The organism is Devosia sp. (assembly GCF_041917035.1).
GTDB lineage: Bacteria > Pseudomonadota > Alphaproteobacteria > Rhizobiales > Devosiaceae > Devosia_A.
Genome location: NZ_JAYRYM010000181.1, coordinates 1 through 7491, shown reverse-complemented (window position 1 = coordinate 7491; position 7491 = coordinate 1). Strand labels below are relative to the sequence as shown.

Sequence of the window (7491 nt, the reverse complement as noted above, 5' to 3'; positions counted from 1 at the left end):
TGACGCCGACCTGGTGCGAGCCGGTCCTTCCCGGCGATCGTTATGCCGACTACTGCCAGTGGCCCTACGATCCGCCGGCACCGGTCGGCGGCAAGTGGCGGCAGTCGAGCCTGCTCTGGCTGGCGCTCGATGCCGCCGGCGCCGATCCGCGCCTCGCGGCCGCCTGCGGCGAATTGCGCCGCGGGCTCGGCGCATTCCGCACGGTTTACGGGGTCAAGCTGGCCGACGGCAGGCTGAGCTTCGAGTTCTATTTCTACGACTATGACCGGCTGGATCGTTCGCTCTCGATACCGCGCGTGCTGTCGGTGCTGTCGCCCTTCGTGCGCTGCGAGTTGCCGCCGGTGGAGCGGCGGCCCTATTTCATGTTCTCGCTGGACCTCGATGATGCCATCGTCACCGGCCGCGCGCCCCTGGCCGAGATCGACGTCTATGTCGGCAATCCGGGCAGCACCGTATCCTCGGGCATCTGCTACGCGCATCGTGCCGACGGGCTCGAACTCAAGAACTTCTATTTTTTCTTTGACGCCATGGCCGAGCGCGCCCAGATCGTCGACAAGGTCGCGACCTCGGCCTACCTCGATGCCGGCCGGGACTTGACGGAGATCCTCTGGCCCGAACTGCGCGACTGCGGCGTCGTGGTCGTCGCCAACAAGCGCAACCGCGATGGGGTCTACTTCTCGCGCATCCGTGCCGGCCAGTTGCAGCACTTCCTGCATCGCGCCGGCTGGCCCGCCGCGATTGCCGCTCCCTTCGCTGCCGAGCTGCCGCGCCTGGACCATCTGCTCTATGATGTCGGCATCGACTATGCCGTCGAGGACGGTCGCATCGTGATCACCAAGTCGGCCTTCTATGGCCTCCTCTGATCTCGTCGAGCGGTCCCGCGCTCCGCAGCTGCGCCTCTACCCCGAGCGCCCCGACCCCAGGCCGGGCAAGCTCGATGGCGTGCTGCACGCCGTCGAGGCGGCCATCATCGCGCCGCTGGCGCGCCGTCGTGGCCGCGACCTCTTCCGCATCGTCCCCAAGGTCAGGGCTCGGGCGGCGGAACTGGCCGAGACCCCGCTCGCGGCGCTGCAGCAGCTGGTGCGGGCCGCCGCGATTGACGTCAGGCGCTCCGACTTCGAGGACGAGGCCGCGATCGCCGAGACCTTCGCGCTGTTGCGCGAACTCTCCGGTCGTACCCTGGGCAAGCTCCACCACGACGTGCAACTGGTCGGCGCCTTCGCCATCCTCTCCGGAACCATCGCCGAAATGGCCACCGGCGAGGGCAAGACTCTGACCGCCGGCCTCGCCGCCGCCGCCGTCGCCCTCGCCGGCACGCCGGTGCACGTCGTCACGGTCAACGACTATCTCGCGCGCCGGGATGCGGAGCTGATCATGCCGCTCTACCGCGCCGTCGGGCTCACCGTCGGCATCGTCGTCGAGGGCATGGAACTGGCGGACCGGCAGCAGGCCTATGCCGCCGACATCACCTACTGCACCAACAAGGAACTGGCCTTCGACTACCTGCGCGACCGCATGATCCTCGGCCAGCAGTCCGGCGATCTCCGGCTTCGTCTTTCGGCTCTTGGCGGCAGGTCGACGCGCCTGGGAGAGCTGCGTCTGCGCGGGCTGCACTTCGCACTGGTGGACGAGGCCGACAGCGTGCTGGTCGACGAGGCGCGCACGCCGCTGGTGATTTCGGGCTCGGCCAGGGCGGAAAACGATCCGTCGGTGATCGCGGCCGCCCTCGGCATTGCCCGTCGGCTTGACGGCGAACGGCACTACCGCGTGCAGGCCGACGAGCGCCGCATCCAGCTCACGCCCGCGGGACGCTCCGAGCTCGAGGCGCTGACGCACGCACTCGGGGCCCCTTGGAAGTCCCGGGTCATGCGCGAGGAACTGGTCCGCCAGGCGCTCTCGGCGCTGCTCTTGTTTCATCGCGACGAGCACTATGTCGTCCGGGAGGGCAAGGTGATGATCGTCGATCCCTCGACCGGCCGCCGCAGCAAGGATCGCTCCTGGAGCGATGGCCTGCACCAGATGATCGAGACCAAGGAAGGGCTGGAGCTCTCCGATCAGCGCGTCACCATCGCCCGGATGACCTATCAGCGCTTCTTCCGCCGCTATGGCAGGCTGGCCGGCATGACGGGCACGGCCTCGCATGTCGCCGGCGAATTGTGGCGCGTCTATCGGCTGCCGGTCGCCACCATTCCCACCCACAGGCCGTCCCGCCGCAGCTATCGGCCGGATCGCGTGCTGCCGGACGAAGAGCGCAAGTGGCAGGCGATCATCGCGCGCACCGTCGAGCTCCACCGGCTCGGCGCCCCCGTCCTGATCGGCACTGGCAGCGTGGCCGCCTCCGAGCAGGCGAGCCGCCGCCTCTCCGCGGCGGGGTTGGGGCACGAGGTGCTGAACGCCCAGCAGGATATGCACGAGGCGGCGATCGTCGCCCGCGCCGGGGAGGTCGGCCGGATCACCGTGGTGACCTCGATGGCGGGACGCGGCACCGACATCCCGCTCGGGCCCGGAGCCGCCGAGGTCGGCGGCCTGCACGTCATCATGTCCGAGCGTCACGAGGCGCGCCGGATCGACGATCAGCTCGCCGGCCGCGCCGGGCGGCAGGGGGAGCCGGGCCATGTCGAGGCCATTCTCTCGCTCGAGGACGCCATACTCGCCACCGATGCGCCGCGCTGGTTGCGCCGGGCCGCGGCATCGCTCTCCGCCGGCTTCGGCGAAGCGGGCCGTCGCCTCGCGATCCGGCTGGCCCAGAAGCACGCCGAGCGCCTGCATGGGCGCATGCGCATGGCGCTGCTCAAGTCCGACCGCCATGCGCAGAAGACCCTGGCTTTCGCCGGGCGTGCGGAGTAGCGCCGCTCGCGCACCCGGACTCTGCCGCGGGTTCTCCTCGTTTCCCCGCGGCCATTCCGGCGATACGCTCCGATACTGACCGGGAGATTCGCTTCAATGTCCATTTCATACGACGCCGTGCTCGATGACATGCTCGCCGTCGCCCGCGAGGCTGGCTCGCTGACGCAGGCCCATTTCAAGCGCTTCCGCGACCTCGAGATCGGCATCAAGGGGCCGGCCGATTTCGTCTCCGATGCCGATCGGGAGTCGGAGTTGCTGATCCGCAGGTACCTGTTCGAGCGCTACCCCGGCTGGAGCTTCACCGGCGAGGAGTTCCCCCCGGTCGATCATGAGGATCAGGAGTATCGCTGGCTGGTCGATCCCATCGACGGCACCACCAACTTCATCAACGGCCAGCACTACACCATCTCGATCGCGCTGCGCCGCGGCAACACGACCGTGGCGGGTGTGCTCTACAATCCGCCGGCCGACGAGATGTTCAGCGGTATTGCCGGGCAGGGCGCCTTCATGAACGGCGAGCGCCTCAGCGTCTCCGGACAGGCCGATATCGGCCTGATGATGGTCGGCACCGGCCTGCCCATTCCCGGCCTCTCGCTCTATCCCGGCGCCTATGAGCGGCTCGACGCCATCCGCGCCCCGATCGGCGGCGTCCGCATCGTCGGCAGCGCCGCCAATTCCTGCGCCTATGTCGCGTTGGGCCGGCTCACCGGCTACTTCGAGGAAACCGGTTTCGTCGACACCGCCGCGGGCATCCTCTTCGTCGAGGAAGCCGGCGGCATCGTCACCGACTGGTGGGGCAGGGGGCCGGAATACTACGAGCAGACCGGCGCCATGATCGTCGCCAACAGGGCGACGCACGCCTATCTCATCGACAAGCTCAAGGACGTCCCGAGGAAGGAGCTGAAGCACGCCAAGGGGCTGTAGCGTTGGGGATGGCGCGTCTGCGCAACCCGGCCACCCACGCGGCGTGACCGGGCGGACCGTTTGTCCCAGTCGGCCGCCACCCACGCGGTGTCATTCCCGCGAACGCGGGAATCTCGGTTTGCGATGCTGCCGTAGAACGGAGTTTCCCGCTTTCGCGGCGTTGACGGTGTGGGGGGACGGGCCGGCCCGGTGATCGGGCGGCCTGAAGGCACGCCTCCCCCTCGGCATTGACTAGCCCAGCGCCGCCGCCACTCCCTCCGGATCATCCGTGGTGATCTGGTCTACCCTCAGCTCAAGCAGCCGCCCGATCGCCGCCAGGCCCTGCCTGTCGGCCCGGTTCACCGTATAGGCATCGATGCGCTTTCCCGCGGCGTGGAAGGCCTCGATGATGTCGAAGCCGTCATCCGCCGCGGCCAGCACCAGCCGGTAGTCGAGATAGTCGAGTTCCGAGCCGGGTGATGCCGCCACTGCCTCGGCGACGAAGCCCGCGTAGTCGCGGCTCCGCATCAGCCGTTCGATCGCCCCCTGGTGGCAGGGATCGTAGCCGATCCTGAGGCCGGGGGTCGCACGGGTGAGGATGCCGACCGACTCTGCGTCCCCCGACGAGACGATGAAGTGCCGCGCCACCGGCGCGAGCGCCTTGGCGAAGTTCGCCACCGCTTCGGCCGAGAGCGCCGCCGCGTCCTCCTTGTAGTCGAGCTGCAGCAATGCCTCGGGGTGCGCCCCGTCGCGCGCGATCAGCGCCGCGAGGTCTTCGAGCAGCATCACCCTGTCGGCGATGGGGCGCCCGTCATTGTCTCTCAGGTTGAGGCCGCGCAGCACCTCCGGCGAGGTCTGACGTACCATCCCGCTGCCGGTCGTTTCCTGCTCCAGCGACAGGTTGTGCAGCACGGCGAAGCCGTTGCCGGCATGCACGACGAGATCGACCTCGACGCTGGCTCCCAGCCGCATCCCCTCGAGGATGCGCCGCCCGGTGAACACGGGATCGCTGCCGTTGCGGCGCGCCCGGTGCCACTTGAGGAACGTGCGGTGCCCGTTGCGGGTCACCGATACGGGGTCGGCCATGGTGTCAGGCGCTCCGGTGGATGGCCGCGTCGTCGCGATACACCGCAAAGGCGCGCGGCCTCAGGTCGACCGCCTGTCCGGCCGCCCAGTCGCGCGCCTCGGTGACCAGCGACTTGAGCCGGACCCTGTCGGGCAGGTCGATGTCGACGATGGCGTGCGTGCCGTAGTCGGTGACGCGGTGGATCCGGCCCGTGCCGTCCCCGCTCGCGCCGACGATCTCCAGCGCCTCGGGCCGTATCGACAGGATGGCCGGGCCATCGGACACCGGCACCGGCACCCGGAAGGCCGAATGCGAGAAGGTCCCCCCGGCAACCCGCCCCTCGACCAGGTTCATCGAGCCGATGAAGCCGGCAACGAACGGCGTCGCGGGCTCGCGATAGACCACGTCGGGCGCGGCGGCCTGTTCGGTATGTCCGTCACGCATCACCACGATGCGGTCGGCCAGCGCCAGCGCCTCGTCCTGCCCGTGCGTCACGAACAGCGTGGTGATCTTCAGCCGCTGCTGGATGTCGCGAACCTCTTCGCGAAGACGTTCGCGCAAGTGCTGGTCGAGACTCGCAAAAGGCTCGTCGAGCAGCAGGATCTTGGGTTCGAGCACCAGCGAGCGCGCCAGCGCCACGCGCTGCTGCTGCCCGCCCGACAGTTGCGTCACGTGCCGGCCGCCGTAACCGGAAAGGCCCACGAGCTCGAGCACCGCCTCGACCTTGTCCTTGATCTCGCCCGTCGGCAGGCGCCTCAGCTTCAGCCCGAACGCCAGGTTCTTGAACACGTTCATGTGCGTCCACAGCGCATGGCTCTGGAACACCATGCCGGTCGGCCGCTTCTCGGGGGGGACCCGCGTCACGTCCTCGCCGTCGATGGTGATGACGCCGGAGGTCGGCGTCTCGAACCCGCCGATCATCCTGAGCAGCGTCGACTTGCCCGATCCGGATGGGCCGAGCAGGCAGACCAGTTCGCCGTCGCCCACCGTCAGCGTGAAGCGGTCCACCGCCACCGTGGTCGAGAACGCCTTGGTCACGTCCCTGATGTCGAGTACCGCCATGGGTGCGAATGCCTTTCTCTGGCCTCAGCCGCCGAAGCCGCGCGCGAAACTGCCGGAGCTGATGACGCGACGCGCGAACAGCAGTGCGACGAAGGAGGGGACCCACAGCAGCACCGACAGCACCGCGCCGTACTGGATCACCGGCTGGTTGTTGATGAACGAGATCATCAGCACCGGCATGGTGCGGATCGCCGGCGCGCCGATCAGCCAGGCGCCCTCGGTCTCGTAGAACGTGCCGACGAAGCTGAGCAGGATCGCCGCGGCGATGGTCGGTCCGGCCTGCGGCAGGGTGATCGACCAGAACACCCGCATCGGCGAGGCGCCGACATCGCGCGCCGCCTCCTCCATCCGCCGGTCCACCGACTGGAACGCGGCGACCGGGATCCAGATCATGAACAGCAGCGTCCCGACGAGCTGGATCAGCACCACGCCCCAGAACGTGCCGATCAGGTTGAGCTGCAGGAAGATTGCCGCGATGGCGACGAGCAGCCCGAACTTGGGAAAGGCATGCCCGGCGAGAAACGAGAAGAACAGGATATCGCGCCCGGGGAAATCCAGCCGCGCGAAGGCATAGGCGGCCGGCAGGCAGATCATGGCCGAGAGCAGCGTGACGATGCTCGCCAGGCTCAAGCTCATCGTGATCGAGTTCCACACGTCCGCCCGGGCCAGCGTCATGCCCCAGTACTTGAGCCCGAATTCCTGCGGGATGACCGATGGAAAGCGCCAGACATTGGTGAAGGCCCAGGTGCCGACCACGAGGAGCGGGAACACGATGACGACCGTCAGGACCGCCGCAAAGGCGATTCCGGTCCAGTCGATCCGCTTGTCGACGAGCGCCCTGGCCATCTCAGGGACTCCGGTTCCGCGCCACGGAGCGCACGTAGAACAGGCCGAATACGATGCAGAAGCAGAAGGTGATCACCGCCTGGGTGATCGCCATGGTCGGATCGTTCAGGTCGCGGAAGGTGCGCTGCATGTAGGGGCCCATCATTTCGGGCGAGGCCGGGCCGAGCACGTAGGGCAGGGTGAAGGCCGAGAAGATGCCGAGCACGGTGAAGCTGACCGCGACCAGGATGGAGTTCGATATGCGGGGCAGGATGATATACCAGAGCACCTGCAGGCGCCGGGCACCGACATCGCGGGCTGCCTCGATCGACTGGTTCGAGACGTTCCCCATGCCGGAGAGCAGGATCAGCACCGTCAACGGGATGTTGTCCCAGACGAGGCCGATCACCGGCCCCCACGGCGTGAGATATGGCGAGCGGATCTTCGGCAGCCCGACCGAATTGAGCAGCAGGTCGACCGTGCCGTTCGGCCCCAGCACCCGGATGAACGCGTAGCTCAGGATGATCGAGGGCACGAACATCGGGAAGATCGCGAGGCCCTGCACATAGGCGGCGAGGCGACCGCTGGAGAAGCGCAGGTAGAGCGCGATCGGCACGCACACGACAACCAGCAGCACCGCGCAGACGGCCGTCGTCCACAGCGTCACGTAGAGGTTGTTGAGGCTGTACTGGTCGGTGAAGAAGAACTTGTAGGTGTCGAGCGCGAACGAGTGGCCGCTCCCCTCGTTGGGCAGCCACACGGTGCGCCCGATGGCCGACACGATCGGC

Annotated in this window: 7 protein-coding genes; 3 read left to right on the top strand and 4 right to left on the bottom strand. The window is 68.1% G+C overall.

The genetic code is table 11. The annotated features are described in order from the left end of the window. The 3 genes from ACE3TU_RS16195 to ACE3TU_RS16185 form a co-directional block, all read left to right on the top strand. The coding region (locus tag ACE3TU_RS16195) for a hypothetical protein (RefSeq protein WP_374626031.1) at window positions 1-863 on the top strand (863 nt) is incomplete at its 5' end. After that, window positions 850-2847: a preprotein translocase subunit SecA gene (locus ACE3TU_RS16190; protein ID WP_374626029.1), complete on the top strand. Its 1998-nt coding sequence runs from the start codon at window positions 850-852 to the stop codon at window positions 2845-2847. The genes ACE3TU_RS16195 and ACE3TU_RS16190, both read left to right, overlap by 14 nt. A gap of 96 nt (window positions 2848-2943) precedes the next feature. Continuing rightward, entirely contained in the window at window positions 2944-3771 is an 828-nt protein-coding gene (locus tag ACE3TU_RS16185; RefSeq protein ID WP_374626027.1) for an inositol monophosphatase, read from the top strand. A gap of 231 nt (window positions 3772-4002) precedes the next feature. On the opposite strand, the gene ACE3TU_RS16180 is transcribed toward ACE3TU_RS16185, so the two are convergent. The 4 genes from ACE3TU_RS16180 to ACE3TU_RS16165 form a co-directional block, all read right to left on the bottom strand. Further along, window positions 4003-4836 carry a glycerophosphodiester phosphodiesterase gene (locus tag ACE3TU_RS16180; RefSeq protein WP_374626025.1) on the bottom strand — a complete coding sequence of 278 codons (834 nt, stop codon included), beginning with the start codon at window positions 4834-4836 and terminating at the stop codon, window positions 4003-4005. Window positions 4837-4840: 4 nt separating this feature from the next. Beyond that, the gene (locus ACE3TU_RS16175; protein WP_374626023.1) at window positions 4841-5878 is read right to left on the bottom strand and encodes an ABC transporter ATP-binding protein; all 1038 of its coding nucleotides are present in this window, start codon (window positions 5876-5878) and stop codon (window positions 4841-4843) included. Window positions 5879-5902: 24 nt separating this feature from the next. After that, window positions 5903-6724: an ABC transporter permease gene (locus ACE3TU_RS16170; RefSeq protein ID WP_374626021.1), complete on the bottom strand. Its 822-nt coding sequence runs from the start codon at window positions 6722-6724 to the stop codon at window positions 5903-5905. A gap of 1 nt (window position 6725) precedes the next feature. Then, window positions 6726-7491, bottom strand: a 766-nt coding sequence (locus tag ACE3TU_RS16165) for an ABC transporter permease (protein ID WP_374626019.1), incomplete at its 5' end; no start/stop codon positions are given.